General features: G+C 70.6%; 13 protein-coding genes. 10 read left to right on the top strand and 3 right to left on the bottom strand.

Annotated features, from left to right (window positions below; all coding sequences use genetic code 11):
* The first annotated feature begins 3 nt into the window (after positions 1–3).
* Together ACFWGJ_RS14840 and ACFWGJ_RS14835 are read left to right on the top strand one after the other, a co-directional pair.
* Complete coding sequence (locus tag ACFWGJ_RS14840; protein WP_387323866.1) at positions 4–684, top strand: GntR family transcriptional regulator; 681 nt, start codon at positions 4–6, stop codon at positions 682–684.
* Between the two features lie 94 nt (positions 685–778).
* Positions 779–1,459 carry a TetR/AcrR family transcriptional regulator gene (locus ACFWGJ_RS14835; protein WP_387323864.1) on the top strand — a complete coding sequence of 227 codons (681 nt, stop codon included), beginning with the start codon at positions 779–781 and terminating at the stop codon, positions 1,457–1,459.
* Positions 1,460–1,557: 98 nt separating this feature from the next.
* On the opposite strand, the gene ACFWGJ_RS14830 is transcribed toward ACFWGJ_RS14835, so the two are convergent.
* The 3 genes from ACFWGJ_RS14830 to ACFWGJ_RS14820 all read right to left on the bottom strand — a co-directional run bounded on the left by ACFWGJ_RS14830 (position 1,558) and on the right by ACFWGJ_RS14820 (position 5,885).
* Entirely contained in the window at positions 1,558–3,168 is a 1,611-nt protein-coding gene (locus ACFWGJ_RS14830) for an FAD-dependent oxidoreductase (RefSeq protein ID WP_387323862.1), read from the bottom strand.
* A 50-nt stretch (positions 3,169–3,218) separates the two neighbouring features.
* Positions 3,219–4,187 (bottom strand): diiron oxygenase, encoded by a 969-nt coding sequence (locus ACFWGJ_RS14825; protein WP_387323860.1) that lies wholly within the window; start codon positions 4,185–4,187, stop codon positions 3,219–3,221.
* Between the two features lie 120 nt (positions 4,188–4,307).
* Complete coding sequence (locus ACFWGJ_RS14820; RefSeq protein ID WP_387323858.1) at positions 4,308–5,885, bottom strand: flavin-containing monooxygenase; 1,578 nt, start codon at positions 5,883–5,885, stop codon at positions 4,308–4,310.
* A 402-nt stretch (positions 5,886–6,287) separates the two neighbouring features.
* Here ACFWGJ_RS14820 and ACFWGJ_RS14815 point away from each other — a divergent pair, with 402 nt between their 5' ends.
* The 8 genes from ACFWGJ_RS14815 to ACFWGJ_RS14780 all read left to right on the top strand — a co-directional run.
* Complete coding sequence (locus ACFWGJ_RS14815; RefSeq protein ID WP_387323895.1) at positions 6,288–7,469, top strand: ROK family protein; 1,182 nt, start codon at positions 6,288–6,290, stop codon at positions 7,467–7,469.
* A 191-nt stretch (positions 7,470–7,660) separates the two neighbouring features.
* Positions 7,661–9,178, top strand: coding sequence for a sugar ABC transporter ATP-binding protein (locus ACFWGJ_RS14810; RefSeq protein WP_387323856.1), 1,518 nt, complete (start codon positions 7,661–7,663; stop codon positions 9,176–9,178).
* On the top strand, positions 9,175–10,194 hold the full coding sequence (locus tag ACFWGJ_RS14805; protein ID WP_107016860.1) for an ABC transporter permease: 1,020 nt from the start codon (positions 9,175–9,177) through the stop codon (positions 10,192–10,194). The genes ACFWGJ_RS14810 and ACFWGJ_RS14805 overlap by 4 nt, the downstream gene beginning before the upstream one ends.
* 121 nt (positions 10,195–10,315) lie before the next feature.
* On the top strand, positions 10,316–11,353 hold the full coding sequence (locus ACFWGJ_RS14800; protein WP_107016861.1) for a substrate-binding domain-containing protein: 1,038 nt from the start codon (positions 10,316–10,318) through the stop codon (positions 11,351–11,353).
* Between the two features lie 168 nt (positions 11,354–11,521).
* Positions 11,522–12,754, top strand: coding sequence for a Gfo/Idh/MocA family protein (locus ACFWGJ_RS14795; RefSeq protein ID WP_387323853.1), 1,233 nt, complete (start codon positions 11,522–11,524; stop codon positions 12,752–12,754).
* Positions 12,755–12,769: 15 nt separating this feature from the next.
* A complete protein-coding gene (locus ACFWGJ_RS14790; protein WP_387323851.1) occupies positions 12,770–13,774 on the top strand; it encodes a sugar phosphate isomerase/epimerase family protein in 1,005 nt (334 codons plus the stop codon).
* A 92-nt stretch (positions 13,775–13,866) separates the two neighbouring features.
* Positions 13,867–16,428 carry a PQQ-dependent sugar dehydrogenase gene (locus tag ACFWGJ_RS14785; RefSeq protein WP_387323849.1) on the top strand — a complete coding sequence of 854 codons (2,562 nt, stop codon included), beginning with the start codon at positions 13,867–13,869 and terminating at the stop codon, positions 16,426–16,428.
* Positions 16,429–16,463: 35 nt separating this feature from the next.
* A partial coding sequence (locus ACFWGJ_RS14780) for a ThuA domain-containing protein (RefSeq protein ID WP_387323847.1) occupies positions 16,464–17,914 on the top strand: 1,451 nt, incomplete at its 3' end.

The following is a 17,914-nucleotide window of genomic DNA, read 5'->3' as shown; positions in this document are numbered from 1 at the left end:
GCGATGTTGTCGACCGGACTGCCGCAGGGGTCCGTGCCGAAGCTCGAACGGCCGGGTCCGCTCAGGGACCGCGTCTACGAGGCCCTGCTCGAACTGATCACGACACGCGCCCTCCAGCCCGGTCAGCACCTGGTCGAGAGCGAACTGGCCGGACACCTCGGCGTCTCCCGGCAGCCCGTGCGCGAGGCACTGCAGCGGCTGAACACGGAAGGGTGGGTCGACCTGCGGCCCGCCCAGGGCGCGTTCGTGCACGAGCCGACCGAGGCGGAGGCGGACCAACTCCTCACCGTACGCACGCTGTTGGAGGCCGAGGCCGCCCGCCTCGCGGCGGCCAACACGGGCACCTCCGGCATCGCCGACCTGGAGGCGCTGTGCGCCCAGGGCGAGGCGGCCGTGGCCGCCGACGACGTGGACGCCGCGGTCGCGACGAACGCCCGCTTCCACGCCAAGGTCATGGACCTCGCCGGGAACACGGTCCTCGCCGAACTGGCCGCGCAGGTCGACCGGCGCGTGCGCTGGTACTACACCCCGGTCGCCCGGCAGCGCGGGCAGCAGTCCTGGATCGAGCACCGCGACCTGATCGCCGCGATCGCGGACCGCGACGAACAGCGCGCGACCGAGGTCATGCGCACCCACACGGAACACACCCGCAGGACGTACCACGCCCGCCCGCGTGACCAGTGACGGCCCGTCCGCGTGACCAGCAGTGGTTCGCCCGCGTGACCAGTAGTGGTTCGTCGCGTCCGTGACTGCGCCGCGACGTCGATAGTGTGGCGAGATGGCTGACAGAACCGGCGGCGAGCCGCAGACCGACGGGCGCTCCACCCGCTGGGACGACCACAAGGCGCAGCGGCAGCTCGACCTGGTGGACGCGGCGGTGGCCCTCATCGAGGACGAGGGCACGCGCTTCAAGCTGCAGCGGCTGGCGGAGCGCGTGGGCCTGCCGCGCTCGGTGCTCTACCGGCACTTCAAGGACCGCGCCACGCTGGACGAGTTGATCCGCCGGCGGGTGGTGGAGTCGTTCATGCGCGGGATCGAGCCCACCCTCACCTTCGACGGAACGATCGAGGAGTCGGTCCGGCGCGTGGTGGGCGCGCATCTGGACTGGGTGGCCCAACACCCGCGCCTGTACGCCTACATGGGCGTCGGCGAGCATGCCATGGGCGACGGATCGCTGGTCGCGGACACCAAGGCGGCCATCGCGCTGATGCTCAGCGAGCGGTTCGGGGACGTGCTCAAGGCACTCGGGGTGCCCGAGGCGCCGATCCGTTCGGTGGCGATCGGCATCGTGGGCTTCGTGGACACCTCCGTCAACCAGTGGGTGCGTGACGAGCAGCGCGAGCTGTCCGAGGAGGAACTGCGCGCGATGCTGTGCCGTTCGGTCTGGGCGGTGCTGGACGCGACGCTGCGGAGTCTGGGCGTGGAGCTGTCGCCACAGCAGCGCGTGGCGGATCTGTAGGCGTTTTCAGCCGGATCGGCGGAGGGCCTGAGCCCTCCGCCCCGTGCTGCGCGTGTGCCGGCGCGGCTGTCAGCCGCGTCCCGCCGGGCTTGTGGCTGTCAGCCGCGTGCCGCCGGGACGGCCCGCGCGGCCCGGTGCAGCGACTCGGTGTCCGTGAACTTCACGCGCGGACGGCCCTGGGCCTCGCCCGCTGCCCGTTCCGCACGGTCTATCGCATGCCAGGCGTCCACCCCCAGCGCGTCCGTCGTCGTACGCACCCCGCCGCGCACCGGCTGTGCCAGGCGGCCGGCGGCGAAGTCGTCGAGGAGGGACTCGACCGTCTCGTGGGCGCAGGTCTTGTTCGTCCCTATGAAGCCGGTGGGCCCGCGCTTGATCCAGCCCGCGACGTAGACGCCGGGCTCGACCCTGCCGCTCTCGTGGGGGACGGTCGCGCTGTCCTCGTCGAAGGGCAGGCCGGGGACGGGCCGGGCCCGGTAGCCGACCGAGCGCAGGACGAGACCGGTCTCCAGGACCTGTGTCCCGCCGGTGGGCAGGGCGCGTACGGTGCCGTCCTCGTCCGTGTGCAGCGCGGTGGCGGTGACCTCAAGGGCCCGGACACAGGTGTCTCCGGTGAGCCGCACCGGACTGGTCAGGAAGCGCAGCACGATACGGCGGCGGCCCTCGACCCGCGTCCGGGCGGCGAGCTGTGCCAGGAGCCGGGTCTTCTCGGTGGCGGCCGGGTCCAGGTCGCCGGGCCACCCTTCGACGCTCACGTCCACGTCCTCGATGGCGGCGAGCGCGAGGAGTTCGGGCAGGGTGAACGCCGCCTGGGCGGGACCGCGGCGGCCCAGGAGGACGACCTCGCGGACCTTGCTCGCGCGGAGCGCGGCGAGCGCGCGGTCGGAGATGTCGGTACGGGCCAGCACCTCCGGGTCGGCGGTGAGGATGCGGGCGACGTCGAGCGCGACGTTCCCGTTGCCGATGACGACGGCCCGCTCGGTGTCCAGGTCGTACGTGTCGTCCGCGCGGTCGGGATGGCCGTTGTACCAGCCGACGAAGTCCGTCGCTGAGGCGCTGCCCCGCAGGTCCTCGCCGTCGATACCGAGCCGCTTGTCGGTCGCGGCGCCGACGGCGTAGATCACCGCGTGGTGCTCGCGCAGGAGGTCGGCGTGGGTGAGGTGGGTGCCGACCTCGACGCCGAGACGGTAGCTGAAACCCGGCTGGGATTCGATGGTCCGGAAGAGCCGGGTGACCTGCTTGGTGTCCTGGTGGTCCGGTGCCACGCCGGCCCGCGCGAGCCCGTACGGCGTCGGGAGGCGGTCGTAGACCGTGGCCCGCACACCGGGATGGCGCAGCAGCTCGTCGGCGGCGAAGAGACCGGCGGGGCCCGCACCGACGACGGCGACGGACAACTCGCCCGCCGGCAGCACGCGTTGCCGGGGCACGACGTACATGGGGGTGCGGTCGGCGTGCGGGTTCTCCTTGTAGTAGGAGGCGTTCAGTTCCAGGAACGGCAACTCGCCTTCGCCGAGGGCCGTATGCGGCTTGAGCGCGTCCACCGGGCAGGCGGTCGTGCAGGCGCCGCAGTCCACGCAGGTGACGGGATCGACGTACAGCATCTCGGCCGTCGCGAAACCGGGTTCGCCCGGCGCGGGGTGGATGCAGTTGACCGGACAGGCCAGCACGCAGGAGGCGTCGGCGCAGCAGGATCGGGTGACGACGTACGGCACGGCGGGCTGGTCTCCGTTCGGGGATGGGGCGAGGCGCGGCTGGTGGCGGCTCAGTCGGTGTGCAGGGCGGGCTCACCGCGGAAGCGCGCCGGGCGGCCGTCGATGCGCAGAGCCCTCCACAGCGGCCGGGACACCTTGTTCATCAGGCCGATGTCCTGGGCGAGCATCCGTACGTCGGAGAAGAGGTCGTGGAGCATCCGCTGCCCGGCCTCGGACTTCCAGAAGACGTCCTTGACCACCCAGGCCGGGATGCCGACCTGCGCGGCGGACTTCCGGTCGGGAATCATGATGACGTCGCACAGGGTGCGCATGATCAGCGGGAAGAGGAGGGACAGCGCGCCACGGCGGACCTTGCCGAAGCGCGGCACGCGCAGCCGCAGGAACTCATGGGCGAAGGAGATGTGCCGGGCCTCCTCGGCGATGTGGATCTGCATGATCCGCTGCGGGAGGGGATGCACCGGCTCCCCGCTGCGCAGGGCGCCCTTCTGCAGATGGTCGATGGGCTCCTCGCCGGCCAGGATGCCGGTGAAGAACGCCTCGGGGTAGAGCGAACCGGCCAGCGGCAGGACCCGGCTGAGCTGCCGGAACCAGCGCTTGCCGCCCGCGGTGTCCACGCCGGTGCGGTTGACCAGCTCCTGGAACATCTGCGTGTGGTGGGTCTCCTCGGTGATCTCATGGGTGAGATACCTGAACTCCTGGTCCCGGTTGTCCAGTTGGTAGATGTAGTCGAGGGCTCCGCGCATGAGGAGGTTCTCGAACTGCATGCCGACCTTCGCGATGACCGCCCAGCGCCAGATCCCGATCCGGATCCGGGCTTCGAGCGGCTGCTCCTGGTACCAGGGGTGGGCGCCCAGGGCGTCCGCGCTGGTGAGCACCCAGCGCGGGTCGTCGAGGTCCACGGCGAACTCGGGATCGTCCCACTTGATGTCGACGAAGGCGTTGAAGTTGACGTTCACGGAGCCCTCGGACAGGGTCCGCAGGCGCTCGTCGTAGAGCTTCCTGGTCAGGTGCGTGGTCATCTTCGTCCTCGGTTGTCTGCTCGGCCGCCATGGGGGGAGGCGGGTGCGCGGGCCGGTGCGTTGCTGTGCCGTCGTGCGGGGCTGGGGCTGCGGTTCGGGCGGGGGATGCGGGCCGTACGGTCAGGCGACGCGGGGGGCTTCCTGGGCGTCGGCCGCGGTGTCCACGACGCCCGGGGCGGAGGGGGCGGACGGGGCTGACGTGTCCGTGGCGGGTGTGCGTGCGGAGGTCCGCGCCCCCGCCGTGGCGAAGTGCAGCGGGCCGTCCTCGACGGGGGCGTCCCGGAGCATGGCGCGGTCGCGGTAGTAGTTGTTCCACAGCCGCCACGGGGCACGGGTGCCCTGGCGCGGCATGACCTCGTCGGCGCGGGTGATGTAGCCGGAGGTCAGCGCCTCGCCCATGACGGAGGCCGCCGAGCGGTCACCGTCGGACGCCACCGGGGTGGCGACGTCGTGCCCGTGACGGCGCATGTGCGCGATGAGCCGGGCGGTGTAGTCGGCCGCCAGGTCCGCCTTCAGGGTCCAGGAGGCGTTGGTGTAGCCGATGACGAGGGACATGTTGGGGACGCCCTCCAGCAGGACCGCCTTGTAGAGGACGCGGTCCTTGACGTCCACCGGCTCGCCGTCGACGGTGAGCGCCATGCCGCCCAGGAGACGGACGGTCAGCCCCGTGGCGGTGACGACGATGTCGGCCTTCAGCTCCTCGCCGGACGTCAGCCGGATGCCGTCGGAGGTGAAGGTGTCGATGTGGCCGGTGGCGATCGACGCCTTCTTGCTCTTGAGCACCTTGAACAGGTCGCCGCCGGGGACGACGCACAGCCGCTGGTCCCAGGGCTTGTACGCCGGGCTGAAGTGGCGCATGTCGACGTCCTTGCCGGCCCGGGCCCGTACCAGCCCGAGGAGAATCCTGCGGGCGAGGCGGGGGTACTTCCGGCAGAAGGCGTAACTCCCTCGCTGCAGGGCGATGTTGCGGGCACGGGCGATCCTGTGCGTCAGCCGGGCCGGGGCGCGCAGCAGCTGCAGGACGCGGGTCAGCGGGTCGATCTCGGGCAGCCCGAGGACGTACGTGGGGGAGCGCTGCAGCATGGTGACGTGCGCCGCGTCGTCGGCCATCGCGGGCAGCAGGGTGATGGCGGTGGCCCCGGAACCGATGACGACCACGCGCCGACCGGTGTGGTCGAGGTCTTCCGGCCACTGCTGCGGATGGACGAGCGTGCCCTGGTAGTCGGCCTCGCCGGGGAACTGCGGCCGATAGGGGATGTCGTAGTCGTAGTAGCCGGTCGATCCGATGACGTAACCCGCGCTGTACGACTCGCGCTCGCCGGTGCTCTCGTCCTCGACCTCGACGGTCCAGCGGCCGGTGGCGTGCGAGAAGTCGGCACTGATCGCCCGGCGGCGGAAGCGGATGCGCTCCAGTACGCCGTCCTGGGCGGCGGTGTCCTCGACGTACTGCCTGATCTGCGCGCCGTCGGCGAGGATGCGCGCGTCGTGCCAGGGGCGGAACCCGAATCCGAAGGTGTGCATGTCGGAGTCGGAACGGACACCGGGATACCGGAAGAGGTCCCAGGTGCCACCGACGCGGGCCCGGCGTTCCAGGACGACGAGTGAGGCTCCTGGTAGGGCACGCAGTACGTGGCAGGCGGCACTGACACCGGAGATTCCGGCGCCGATGACCAGGACGTCGACGTGCTGCTGCTCCATCGCGAAGGATCCTCACTGATGACTGACGGCTACTCAGAAACATGCTCGACTTCAGTGCGCTACCCGCAATTTACCTGCGACACCATGTTTCAGATACCCCCGGTAACGTGTCGTAGATCACAGTGACACCCCCAAAGGTGGTCGATTCGCACCGGTCTGCACCCCGTCAGGGGTGCGGGGAACTGCGCGACCAGCCACGACGCACCCGCGGCCAAAAAGCACCCCCGGGCGGAGCCCGAACTGCCCCGCGCGCCACCGGCGCACGCTCCTTTGTCCACTCAGTGGAAAAAGTGAGAGGCAATTCCTGCTCAACTTCTTCCCACCCCCGGCAGCCACTGCTACGTTCCCCTCGAAAGACAACGACGGCGGTGCCGATGAGGCGGGGAGGGGCTCGTGAGACGTATGACAGCGCGACCCGGGAACGCCCACCAGGCGCGCCTGCTCAGACTGCTGCGTGACGGCGGCCCGAACTCGCGGGCGCAGCTGGGGGACCAGGTCGATCTCTCCCGGTCGAAACTGGCCGTGGAGGTCGAGCGCCTCCTGGAGACCGGCCTCGTGGTGGCCGACGGACTCGCCGCCTCCCGCGGCGGCCGCAGGTCCCACAACATCCGGCTCGCTCCAGCGCTGCGCTTCCTGGGCGTCGACATCGGAGCCACGTCGATAGACGTCGCCGTCACCAACGCGGAGCTGGAGGTGCTGGGACACATCAACCAGCCCATGGACGTACGCGAGGGCCCGGTCGCGGTCTTCGAGCAAGTCCTGTCCATGGCGGCGAAGTTGAAGGCATCCGGACTCGCCGAGGGGTTCGACGGCGCCGGCATCGGGGTACCCGGTCCGGTTCGCTTCCCCGAAGGTGTCCCGGTCGCCCCGCCGATCATGCCGGGCTGGGACGGGTTCCCCGTCCGCGAGGCGCTCAGTCAGGACCTCGGCTGCCCCGTCATGGTCGACAACGACGTGAACCTGATGGCGATGGGGGAGCAGCACGCGGGCGTGGCCCGCTCCGTGGGCGACTTCCTCTGCGTCAAGATCGGTACCGGTATCGGCTGCGGGATCGTCGTCGGCGGAGAGGTCTACCGCGGTACGACGGGCAGCGCGGGCGACATCGGCCACATCCAGGCCGTACCGGACGGCCGCCCGTGCGCGTGCGGCAACCGGGGCTGCCTGGAGGCCCACTTCAGCGGTGCGGCCCTGGCGCGCGACGCCACGGACGCCGCCCACCAGGGGCTTTCCCAGGAACTCGCGGCACGACTGGAGGCGGCGGGTGTCCTGAGCGCCATCGACGTCGCCGCCGCGGCTGCCGCGGGGGACGCCACCGCGCTCGATCTGATCCGCGAGGGCGGTACCCGCACCGGCCAGGTCATCGCCGGACTCGTCAGCTTCTTCAACCCGGGCCTGGTGGTCATCGGCGGCGGAGTGACCGGCCTCGGCCACACCCTGCTCGCCGCGATCCGCACCCAGGTCTACCGCCAGTCGCTGCCTCTCGCGACCGGCAACCTACCCATCGTCCTGGGGGAGTTGGGCCCCACCGCCGGAGTCATCGGCGCGGCCCGCCTCATCAGCGACCACCTGTTCTCACCCGCGTAACACCCGCTCGAAGAGCCGCACACACGCCACTTCTGTCTGAGCCGACCCCGTAACCAGCAGTCAGTAACCGGTAAGCAACCAGTAAGCGCCTCTCCCGGAGGCGCCCCCTTCCCGAGCCGCCACCCACCTGGCTTCGCCCTGCCTCACTCCGCCCTGCCCTGAAACCGGCCCACATGCCGAGGGGAACCGTCATGGCACCAGAACCACCCCTTCTCACGATGTCCGGCATCACCAAGTCGTTCCCCGGTGTCCGGGCCCTCGACGGCGTCGACCTCGACGTCCTGCCGGGCGAAGTGCACTGCCTGCTCGGCCAGAACGGCGCCGGAAAGTCCACGCTCATCAAGGTCCTGGCCGGCGCCCACCAGCCGGACGACGGCGCCATCGGCTGGCGCGGCGAGCAGGTCACCCTGCGCTCGCCGATCGCCGCCATGCGCCTGGGCATCGCCACCATCTACCAGGAACTCGACCTGGTGGAGGGCCTGTCGGTGGCCGAGAACGTCTACCTCGGCCATGAACCGACCTCCGCAGGATTCGTCGTACGCGGCAAGGACGCACGGGCCTCGACGGCCGCCCTCCTCAAGCGACTCGGTCACCCCGAGATCGATCCGGGCCGGCTCGTCGGCGAACTGTCCGCCGCCCACCAGCAGATCGTCTCCATGGCCAGGGCGCTCTCCCACGACGTACGCCTCATCGTCATGGACGAACCGTCCGCGGCCCTCGACCCGGACGAGGTCGACAACCTCTTCCGCATCGTCGGGGACCTCACCGCCGAGGGCGTCGCCGTCGTCTACATCTCGCACCGGCTGGAGGAGATCCGCCGCATCGGCGACCGGGTCACCGTCCTCAAGGACGGCCGCGCGGTGGCGAACGGACTGCCCGCGAAGTCGACGCCGACCCGTGAGGTCGTCGCGCTGATGACCGGCCGGAACGTCGAGTACGTCTTCCCGCCGCGGCCGGGGCACCAGGACCTGCCCGAGCCCGTGCTCGAAGTCCGAAACCTCTCGCGCCAGGGCGAGTTCGAGTCGCTCGACCTCACCCTGCGGCCCGGCGAGATCGTCGGCCTCGCGGGACTCGTCGGCTCCGGCCGCTCCGAGATCCTGGAGACGATCTACGGCGCCCGCAAGCCCAGCACCGGCCAGGTGAGCGTGCAGGGAAAGCAGTTGAAGCCCGGCAGCGTACGGGCCGCCGTCGCCGCCGGACTCGGCCTCGCCCCCGAGGAACGCAAGGCGCAGGCCCTGCTGATGCTGGAATCCGTCACCCGGAACGTCTCCGTGTCCTCCATGTCCCGCTTCAGCTTCGGGGGCTGGCTCGACCGGACCGCCGAACGGGACGCGGCGCGCAAGGCGACCCGCGAACTGTCGCTGCGCCCCGACAACCCGTCCGCCCTCATCCGCACCCTGTCCGGCGGCAACCAGCAGAAGGCGGTCCTCGCCCGCTGGCTGCTGCGCGGCTGCCGGGTCCTGCTGCTCGACGAACCCACCCGCGGCGTCGACGTCGGCGCCCGCGCCGAGCTGTACGCCGTCATCCGCCGCCTCGCCGACGAAGGCCTGGCCGTGCTCATGGTCTCCAGTGAAGTACCCGAGGTCCTCGGCCTCGCCGACCGCGTCCTGGTGCTCCGAGAGGGCCGGGTCGTCCACCGGGCGCCCGCCCAGGAGCTCGACGAACACCGCGTACTCGACCTCGTCATGGAAGGAAGCCCGGCGTCATGACGCAGCCCGTGTCCCCGCCCCGGGACGACACCCCGAAGCTGTCATCGAAGGCGGAGCCCAGCCCCTGGCGGGCGGTCGTGGCCCGCGCCGACGTCCGCACCCTGTCACTGCTCGGTGTGCTCGCCGTCCTGATCCTCATCGGAGGCATCACCAAGCCCGACGAGTTCCTCGACACCCGCAACCTCCAACTCGTCCTGACCCAGGCTTCGGTGATCGGTGTCGTCACCGTCGGGATGACCTTCGTCATCATCTCCGGCGGCATCGACCTGTCCGTCGGCGCGATCGTGGCCCTCGCCTCGGTCTGGGCGACCACCGTCGCCACCCAGGACTTCGGCTTCACGGGGGTCCTGTTCACGGCGGTGCTCGTCGGTGTCGGCTGCGGCCTCGTGAACGGGGTGCTGATCGCGTACGGCGCCATGGTCCCGTTCATCGCGACCCTCGCCATGCTCGCCTCGGCCCGCGGCCTCGCCCTGCAGATCACCGACGGCAACACCCAGGTCGTCACCATCGACGGCATCCTCGACCTCGGTGAGCGGGACTCCTACATCCTCGGTGTCCCGCCGCTGGTCCTGATGTTCGCGGTCGTGACGATCATCGGCTGGCTCGTGCTCAACCGCACCACCTTCGGCCGGCGCACGGTGGCCGTCGGCGGCAATGCGGAGGCGACCCGGCTCGCCGGCATCGACGTACGCCGCCAGCGCCTCTACCTCTACCTGCTCTCCGGACTGTGCTGCGGCATCGCGGCCTTCATGCTGATCATCCTGTCCGGCTCGGGCCAGAACACCAACGGCAACCTGTACGAGCTCGACGCGATCGCCGCCGCGATCATCGGCGGCACCCTGCTCACGGGAGGCCGCGGCACCATCGTCGGCTCGGTGCTCGGGGTGCTGATCTTCACCACGATCACGAACATCTTCGCTCTCAACAACTTGCAGAGCGACGTCCAGCAGATCGCCAAGGGCGCGATCATCGTCGCCGCCGTGCTCGTCCAGCGCCGCACCGCCAACACCACGTAGAGCCGCGCACGGAGCCACGTAGAGCCACGCAGAGCCGCACATGAAGCAGCACGCGAAGCACCCCGCACAGCACCGCCCCGCACGACCTGAGGGACTCGCCTTGAGGAAAGGGACCACCGCCATGCCAGAGCTCACGAGCCGCAGAGGACTGCTCTTCGGCACCGCCGCCGTCTCGGCCGGTGTCCTCCTCGCCGGTTGCACCAGCAACGACTCCGACGACGAGCCGGCCTCCAACGACCAGCCCGCCGCCGACGACAAGAAGGGCAAGCAGGTCACCATCGGCTTCGCCGGCCCCCAGGCCGACCACGGCTGGCTCAACGCGATCAACGACAACGCGAAGAGCCGCGCCAAGAAGTACGAGGACGTGACGCTGGAGATCACCGAGGGCTCCAACGACACCGCGGCCCAGATCGGCCAGATAGAGACGCTGATCAACAAGAAGGTCGACGTCCTGGTCATCCTGCCCGCCGACGGCAAGGCCCTCACCCAGGTCGGCCTCAAGGCCATGCGGGCCGGCATCCCGGTGGTCAACCTCGACCGCATCTTCAACTCCCCGCAGGCGTACCGCAGTTACATCGGCGGCGACAACTTCGGCATGGGTCTCAACGCCGGTCACTACATCGGCGAGAAGCTCAAGGACAAGAAGAACGCCAAGGTCATCGAGCTGGCCGGACTCGACAACCTGGAACTCACCAAGCAGCGCACGGCCGGCTTCGACGCGGCCCTCAAGAACTACCCGAACATCAAGAAGGTGGCCCGCCAGGCCGCCGAGTTCACCGTCGAGTCGGGACAGGCCAAGATGTCCCAGCTGCTGCAGGCCCAGTCGAGCTTCGACGCGCTGTGGAACCACGACGACGACCAGGGCGTCGGCGCCCTGCGCGCCATCGAGCAGGCCGGCCGGGACGACTTCCTGATGGTCGGCGGAGCGGGCGCGCTGTCCGCCATGCAGGCCATCGAGTCGGACAACAGCGTCCTCAAGGCCACCGTCCTGTACCCGCCGACCATGGCCGCGTCCGCGATCGACCTCGCCCGGGCGCTCGGCCAGGGCAAGGGCATCAGCGGCCTCGCGGAGTTCGAGATCCCCTCGTCCCTGACGCTCTACTCGGCGGTCGTGGACAAGGAGAACGTCAAGACGTACCTGCCTACCGGCTTCAAGTAGGCAGTGCCCGTAGGGGGCGCCCGTCGGGGGCGCCCGTGAGGGGCGCCCTCAAGGGGCGCGGGGAACTGCGCGACCGGCCACAGTGATCCCGCAGCCTCCGAACCACCGCAACCCGGCGGGCGCCCCATGCACCCCCCACCGCGCCATGACGAAGAGGAGGACCTCCCGATGGGACAGCCGCAGCAGCCTGACGAGGAACAGGCCGGGGCGCAAGCCGGGGCACAGGCCGGCAGACCCCCGCTGGGCGTCGGCATGGTCGGATACGCGTTCATGGGCGCCGCCCACTCCCAGGGCTGGCGCACCGCGGACCGCGTCTTCGAGCTCCCGCTCCGACCCGTCCTCGCCGCCGTCTGCGGCCGTGACGCGGCAGCCGTGAGAACGGCGGCCGACCGGCTCGGCTGGGCCGCCGCCGAGACCGACTGGCGGGCCCTGATCGCCCGCGACGACGTCGACCTCGTGGACGTCTGCACCCCCGGCGACAGCCACGCCGAGATCGCCATCGCAGCCCTCGCCGCGGGCAAGCACGTGCTGTGCGAGAAGCCCCTCGCCAACACGGTCGAGGAGGCCGAGGCGATGACCGCCGCCGCCGAGGCCGCCGCGGCGCGCGGCCAGGTGGCGATGGTCGGCTTCAACTACCGCCGGGTGCCCGCGACGGCGCTGGCCAGAAAGATGGTCGCCGAGGGCCGCATCGGCGCACTGCGGCACGTACGGGTGACGTACCTTCAGGACTGGCTGGTGGACCGGGAGTTCCCGCTGACCTGGCGGCTGCGCAGGGAGTCGGCGGGCTCGGGCGCGCTCGGCGACCTCGGCGCCCACATCGTCGACCTCGCGCAGTACGTGGCGGGCGAGCCGGTGATCGGGGTGTCCGCGCTCACCGAGACCTTCGTACGGGAGCGGCCGTTGCTCTCCGGAGCCTCCAGCGGCCTCTCGGCGGCCGGCGGCGGTGAACGGGGGCCCGTCACGGTCGACGACGCCGCCCTGTTCACCGGGCGGTTCGCCTCCGGCGCCCTCGCGTCCTTCGAGGCCACCCGGTTCGCGACCGGCCGCAAGAACTCCCTGCGCATCGAACTCAACGGCGAGAAGGGCTCGCTGGCCTTCGACCTGGAACGCCTCAACGAACTCTCGTACCACGACGGTACGGAGCCGGCCGCGCACGCGGGCTTCCGCCGCATCCTCGTCACCGAACCCGAGCACCCCTACCTGGAGGCCTGGTGGCCGCCGGGCCACGGCCTCGGCTACGAGCACACCTTCGTGCACCAGGCCCGCGACCTGGTCCACACGATCGCGGAGGGCGGGCAGCCGTTGCCGTCCTTCGCCGACGGGCTGCAGGTGCAGCGCGTGCTCGCGGCGGTCGAGGAGAGCGCCGAGAAGAACTCCGTCTTCACCCCCATCGCCAGCTGAGGAGGGCAAGTCCCGATGCCGCGCACCTTCACGCTCTTCACCGGCCAGTGGGCCGACCTGCCGCTCGAAGAGGTCTGCCGCCTCGCCCGCGACTTCGGTTACGACGGCCTCGAACTCGCCTGCTGGGGCGACCACTTCGAGGTCGACAAGGCTCTCGCGGACCCCGGATACCTGGACTCGCGGCGCGAACTGCTCGACAAGTACGGCCTCAAGTGCTGGGCCATCTCCAACCACCTGGTCGGCCAGGCCGTCTGCGACGCCATCATCGACGAACGCCACCAGGCGATCCTGCCCGCCCGCATCTGGGGCGACGGCGAGGCCGAGGGCGTACGGCAGCGGGCGGCGGCCGAGATCGCCGACACCGCGCGGGCCGCCGCGGCCTTCGGCGTCGACACCGTCATCGGCTTCACCGGCTCCGCGATCTGGCACCTGGTCGCGATGTTCCCGCCGGCCCCCGAGTCGATGATCGAGCGCGGCTACCAGGACTTCGCCGACCGCTGGAACCCCATCCTCGACGTCTTCGACCACGAGGGCGTGCGGTTCGCCCACGAGGTCCACCCCAGCGAGATCGCGTACGACTACTGGACGACCAAGGAGGCGCTCAAGGCGGTCGACCACCGGCCGGCCTTCGGCCTGAACTTCGACCCCTCGCATTTCGTCTGGCAGGACCTCGACCCGGTCGGTTTCCTCTACGACTTCCGCGACCGGATCTACCACGTCGACTGCAAGGAGGCGCGCAAGCGCCTCGACGGCCGCAACGGCCGCCTCGGCTCGCACCTCCCGTGGGGCGATCCCCGCCGCGGCTGGGACTTCGTGTCCGCGGGCCACGGCGACGTGCCCTGGGAGGACGTGTTCCGGATGCTGCGCTCCATCGACTACACGGGACCGGTCTCGGTCGAGTGGGAGGACGCGGGCATGGACCGCCTCCAGGGCGCACCCGAGGCACTCACCCGGCTGAAGGCCTTCGACTTCGAACCGCCCACCGCGTCCTTCGACGCGGCGTTCGGCGGCAACGACTAGCCACCCCCCTCGCAGAGTTCTCTCTCCGGGGTGACGGCGCACCCCGGCGTATCGCACCCGCAGGAACCACCAGCCCCATTCTGGAGGCACCCGTGCACGCGAACGACCCCACCAGCACCGACAGCACCGACCGTCACAGAGCCGACCGTCACAGAGCCGACAGCCACGCGGGCGACAGTCACAGAGGCCGCCCGAAGATACGGGTCCGCAAGGCGCTGGCCCTGCTCACCGGCGCACTCCTCGCCGGTGCCTCACTCACCCTCGCCACACCCCCGGCGGGCGCGGCCCCCGCGGACCCGGGCGCGGCCCCCGCCGCCCCGGTCGCCGCCGAGGACTTCCAGCAGGTCACCCTCGCCAAGGGCGAGGCCGAGACGGGCGAGCCCATGTCGCTGGCCGTCCTCCCGGACCGCTCGGTCCTGCACACCTCGCGCGACGGCGAGCTGCGGCTCACCGACAGCGCGGGCAACACCGAACTGGCGGGCAAGCTCGACGTCTACTCGCACGACGAGGAAGGCCTGCAGGGCGTCGGCGTCGACCCCGGCTTCGCCGACAACCGCTTCATCTACCTCTACTACGCGCCGCCGCTGGACACCCCGGCGGGCGACGCCCCCGAGACGGGCACCGCGGCCGACTTCGCGCCCTTCGACGGCGTCAACCGCCTCTCCCGCTTCGTCCTGAACGCCGACGGCACCCTCGACAACGCCAGCGAGAAGAAGATCCTCGACGTCCCCGCGACCCGCGGCATCTGCTGCCACGTCGGCGGCGACATCGACTTCGACGCGGACGGCAACCTCTACCTGTCGACCGGTGACGACTCCAACCCGTTCCAGTCGGACGGCTACGCGCCCATCGACGAGCGCGCCGACCGCAACCCCGTCTTCGACGCCCAGCGCACCTCCGGCAACACCAACGACCTGCGCGGCAAGATCCTGCGCGTCAAGGTCAACGCCGACGGCTCGTACGACATCCCCGACGGCAACCTCTTCGCACCCGGCACGGACAAGACGCGGCCCGAGATCTACGCGATGGGCTTCCGCAACCCGTTCCGCTTCAGCGTCGACAAGGAGACCGGCATCCTCTACGTCGGCGACTACGGCCCCGACGCCGGTGCCGCCGACCCCGCGCGCGGCCCCGCCGGACAGGTCGAGTTCGCCCGCGTGACCGAGCCCGGCAACTTCGGCTGGCCCTACTGCACCGGCGACAACGACGCCTACGTCGACTACGACTTCGCCACGAAGACCTCGGGCGCCGCCTTCGACTGCGCCGCGCCCAAGAACACCTCGCCGAACAACACGGGACTGACCGACCTGCCCCCGGCCCAGGCCGCCTGGATCCCCTACGACGGCGGTTCCGTGCCCGAGTTCGGCACCGGCTCCGAGTCCCCGATGGGCGGACCGGTCTACCACTTCGACCCCTCCCTCGACTCCCCGGTCAAGTTCCCCGAGGCGTACGACGGCGACTTCTTCGCCGGTGAGTTCGGCCGCCGCTGGATCAAGCGGATCTCCTCGGACGGCGACGGCACCGTGCAGTCCATCAACGACGTGCCGTGGACCGGTACCCAGGTCATGGACATGGCCTTCGGCCCGGACGGCGCGCTGTACGTCCTCGACTACGGCGTGTCCTGGTTCGGCGGCGACGAGAACTCCGCCCTGTACCGCATCGAGAACGCCACCGACGGCCACTCGCCCGTCGCCCAGGCCACGGCCGACAAGCAGTCGGGACAGGCGCCGCTGAAGGTCAAGTTCTCCTCGGCCGGCTCCACGGACGCCGACGGCGACACCCTCACGTACAGCTGGGACTTCGGCGACGGCGGCACGTCCACCTCGGCCAACCCGACGCACACGTACAAGGCGAACGGCACCTACACCGCGACCCTGACGGCGAAGGACCCCGACGGCCGCACCGGCAGCTCCAGCGTGCAGATCGTCGTCGGCAACACCGCCCCCAAGGTGACCCTCCAACTCCCCGAGGACGGCCAGCTGTTCGCCTTCGGTGACGCGGTGCCCTTCAAGGTGAAGGTGACCGACCCGGAGGACGGCACCATCGACTGCGCCAAGGTCAAGGTCACCTTCGTCCTCGGCCACGACAGCCACGGCCACCCGGTGACCTCGGCCAACGGCTGCACCGGCACCATCCAGACCAGCGCCGACGGCGGCCACGACGAGGACGCCAACATCTTCGGCGTCTTCGACGCGGAGTACACCGACGGCGGAGGCGGCGGCCAGCAGGCGCTCACCACGCACGACCAGTCCGTCGTCCAGCCCAAGCACCGCCAGGCCGAGCACTTCGGCAAGTCCGAGGGCGTGACGATCACGGAGCGGGCCGGCGCGCACGGCGCGAAGACCGTCGGTGACATCCACAACAAGGACTGGATCTCCTTCGAGCCGTACGTCCTGAGCAACGCCACGAAGCTCACGGCACGCGTCTCCTCCGCGGGCACGGGCGGCAAGCTCGAAGTCCGCGCGGGCTCGCCCACCGGACGCCTCCTGGGCAGCGCGACCGTCCCGGTGACCGGCGGCTGGGAGACCTTCCAGGACGTCACCGCCTCCCTGTCCAAGGCGCCGCGCGGCACGACCACGCTCTACCTCGTCTTCAAGGGACGCGGCACCGGGGCCCTGTACGACGTGGACGACTTCACGTTCACGACCCGCTGACCGCCGAACCGCTGATTCGCCGAGGGAGGTCTTTCATGCGAGCAACTGGCCGTACCGCGACCGCGGTGGTCGGCGCCGCCCTGCTCATCGGGTGCGTGTCCGGGCCGGCGGCGTCGAAGGGTCCGGACGGTCCGGACGGGCCGAAGGGACACGCGGACGGGGAGCGGGTCCTGGTGTTCTCCGAGACCGCCGGATTCCGGCACGACTCCATCCCCGAGGGCATCGCCGCGGTGCAGGCACTCGGAGCCGAACACGGCTTCGCGGTCGACGCCACCGAGGACTCGCGCGCCTTCTCCGCGCGAAACCTCGCCCGGTACGACGCCGTGGTGTTCCTCTCCACGACCGGGGACGTCCTCACCGACGGGCAGCAGAAGGCGTTCGAGCGGTACATCGGGCAGGGCGGCGGTTACGTGGGCATCCACGCCGCCGCCGACACCGAGTACGACTGGGAGTTCTACGGCGGCCTCGCCGGCGCCTACTTCCAGTCGCACCCGGCGATCCAGCCCGCCCGCGTCGAGGTCGAGGACCGGGCCCACCCGGCCACCTCGCACCTCGGGGAGTCCTGGAACCGCACGGACGAGTGGTACAACTACCGCTCCAACCCGCGCGACCGGGCCCATGTACTGGCCTCGCTCGACGAGTCGTCGTACACCGGCGGCACGATGAGCGGCGACCACCCGATCGCCTGGTGCCAGGAGTACCGGGGCGGCCGTTCCTTCTACACGGGCAGCGGCCACACCAAGGAGTCGTACGCCGACCCCGCCTTCCGGCAGCATCTGCTGGGCGGCATCCGCTGGGCCGTCGGCGACACCCAGGCCGACTGCCGTCCGGAGAAGGGCTACACGCCCCTCTTCGACGGGAGTGCCGAGTCACTGGCCGCCTGGAAGCAGGCGGGACCGGGCGCGTTCTCGCTCTCGGACGACGGGACACTCACGTCGTCCGGCGGCCTGGGCATGCTCTGGTACGGCGCCTCGGAGTTCACCTCGTACTCGCTGAAGCTCGACTGGAGGATGGCGAGTTCCTTTGGCGACGACAACTCCGGTGTCTTCGTGGGCTTCCCGGCCTCCGACGACCCGTGGTCGGCCGTCGACAACGGGTACGAGATCCAGATCGACGCGACCGACGCCCCCGACCGCACCACCGGGGCCGTGTACAGCTTCCAGTCCGCCGACATCAAGAAGCGCGACCGTGCGCTGAACCCGCCGGGGGAGTGGAACACGTACGAGATCCGCGTGGAGGGCGAACGACTCCGCGTCTGGCTCAACGGCGTGAAGATCAACGACTACACCAACACCGATCCGGCGCGGAGCCTGCGGGACGGTCATGTCGGCATCCAGAACCACGGTGCCGAGGACCAGGTGTCCTTCCGCGACGTCCGGATCAAGGAACTGCCCGTGCGCCCGGTGCGAACCGCCGCGCACGCCCTGATGACCCCGTCCGGCCTGTCCGTGCTCGACCCCACCCCGCTCGACGCCCTTCGCATGGT

It is taken from the genome of Streptomyces sp. NPDC060205 (genome assembly GCF_042728395.1).
In the GTDB taxonomy this organism is placed as follows: Bacteria; Actinomycetota; Actinomycetes; order Streptomycetales; family Streptomycetaceae; genus Streptomyces.
This window is presented reverse-complemented; position numbering and strand designations above follow the sequence as displayed.